Raw genomic sequence first — 2,546 nt, 5'->3', positions numbered from 1 at the left:
GCTTTTTCTGCTATCTTTTCTTTAAAATAACCCGTACCCGCCTCCCGGGCGGCTGGTTTCACCGGGGTGTTTCCAAGTTGTATGGTTACTTCGGGAGAAGCAGCCAGCCAGTTGTCGCCCTGGAGCAGCATGGCATAGCAGGCGTCTGCAGTAGCTTTGGTGGTACGCCAGTTATTGGTTTGCTTATTCTTCAGCAGCCAGGTTTTCATATCCGCCACAGCGGCGGCATCTTTACCGGCCACCTGGAAGGCTTCTATCAGCAGCGACTGTGTTTCAACAGGCGCCTGGTACCAGTTGTAACCACTGGTTACATCTTTCCAGTACATCCCCATTTCTTTGCTGTTCATCGCGTTTTCCTTCAGCGATTTCAGTATAGCCGCCGGCGTTACCTGGTCGTTCTTTTTAAACTGCGATAAGGCAATCATTCCCTGTGCATAGCGGCTTTGTTTTGCCCAGTATTTTTGTTGCTGTGCATAGTAGAAATCAAATGATTTTTTCATGGCAGCAGGCACCGGCTTGTCGAAGAAGCTGCGGGCATACAGGTAATGGATCTGCACCTGGTCTATCTGCTGTTCTTTCATATTGGCTTTTGCTTTCAGTAACCTGTAGTAATCTGCATCCAGTTCCTTATCCAGGTAATCGATCGCTTTCATTGCCATGGCAGTAGCGGCAGGATCTTTTTCGCCCGTGAGTTGTTGCAAATGACCTATACCTGCCACGATATATTGTGTAAGGAACCTGTCTTTCCACATACCGGTAAACCACGGAAATGCGCCATCCGGCAACTGCTGGGCAGTTAGCTTGTTCAGCGTTAATTTCCGCTCCTTCTGCATCCGTTGCAGATCGAACAGCAGGGCGATATTTTTTTTCTGCTGCGCTTCATTCTTTGCCTCTAATACCCATGGTGTTTGTTGCAGCAATACGGATTTCAGCTCTTCATTTTTTGCCAGGTTGCTTTCCATTGCCGCCGTATCGGTAATTTTCCATTTATCGAAAATGTTCTTTAAACCGGGTGTGGCGTTGGTAATATGGGTAGCCAACGCGTTGGCGTAGTAGCGGTTAAACACCTGCTCTGCGCATTCGTATGGAAATTCCATCAGGTAAGGCAATGCCTGAACGGCATACCAGGCGGGATTGCTGGTATATTCAACGGTAAGGCCGTGTTGAATAATAGTTTGTGAAGAATCGCTGTGCAATAATTTATCAAAAGTAAAATCATGTTTGCCATCGCCGCGAACAGGCAAAGGAAGCGATTCAGTTACCAGCATCCGGTTGGTTAACACCGGCAACGCATTTTCCTCTCCATCGCTGAAATTCCCTGCCTGCGCAGTTACCCGGTAAATGAGCGCGCTCTGGAACCCATGCGGGATCTGGATAGGGAAGCTCACTACGGTGCTCTGTCCTGCCTGGGCGGTAAAATGCTGCAACGGGAAAATATTCTGGAACCATCCGTCTACCGGCTGCATGGTAGTAGCATCCAGCAGTTCCAGGTGCGCCTGGCCTATCAGCTGGGAATCCGACAGGTTGCTCACTTTAGCAGTAAATTCCATTTTATCTCCTTCACGTACAAACCGTGGCGTATTGGGTTGCACCATCAGCACTTTTTGTGTTACGATGCTGGCGCTGGTGTAGCCGAAAGCCAGGTCTTTGGTATGCGCGAGGCCCTGGAAGTTCCATTTGGTAAGCGCTTCCGGCACGGTGAACTCAAAGGAGATATTGCCGTCTTTATCGGTGCGGAGATCAGGGAAGAAGAAGGCAGTTTCCTGGAAGTTTTTACGGATGGAAGGCGTTGCAGGTTCTTTTTCGCCTGCGGGTGTTTCTTCGCCACCGGCCTTATTGGCAACTGCTTTGTCTTTAATGCTGTCATCTGCTATTGCTGCCGGCGCGGGAGCCATGGCCATTTCCTGCATGGCAGGTGCATGTCCTGCTTTTGCTACGGCAGACCTCAATCGCTTTGAAGTGCCATAGCCCACAACCACCTGTCCGCCTCCGTTGTAGCCGTCCATATCCCAATCGAACAGGTTCAGCATTTCGTATCTTTTTTCTTCCGCAGTATGAGCCTGCCTGTCGGGCTCATAAAGCCCAGCGGATATATCCATTTTGAAATTATCCCTGCCATTGAATGTGAGGATATTGTATACAGATGGATAGATATTGGGCTTATACCAGCTATGTGGTACAAATTCATCGAGAGAGGCATCATACATAGACGCCAGCATTTCAGCGGCTACTTTTTCATTTTTATAACCGGAGATCTGCGCCGTCCATTTTTCTTTTTCGCCGGGTAATAATTTATCGCGGTGTGTACCCAGTTTTATTTGGAGATCTTTGTTGTCCCAGGCCACTGTTATTGTTGGGTCAACGGTGAACACCCGGTTATCTTTTACAAATACATAAGCCAGCGATATATTTCCCCGGTCTTGTTCTGTTACGGGAAAATCTATTTGTTTTATACCGGAGAACTCAAGCGAAGAGATGGTCTCCTTTGTTGTTACGGTTCTCTTTGTCTGGATCAGGTGAATATTACCGGCGGCAGAACCCAACAG

1 protein-coding gene is annotated in these 2,546 nt (G+C 48.5%); it reads right to left on the bottom strand.

Features of this window, described 5'->3' with window-relative positions; all coding sequences use genetic code 11:
* Nucleotides 1-2,546 (bottom strand): alpha-2-macroglobulin family protein (locus tag VN105_RS12215; RefSeq protein ID WP_325641222.1); only part of this gene is annotated, 2,546 nt, incomplete at both ends.

The sequence above is a fragment of the Chitinophaga sp. genome, from assembly GCF_035564935.1.
Classification (GTDB): Bacteria; Bacteroidota; Bacteroidia; order Chitinophagales; family Chitinophagaceae; genus Chitinophaga.
This window is presented reverse-complemented; position numbering and strand designations above follow the sequence as displayed.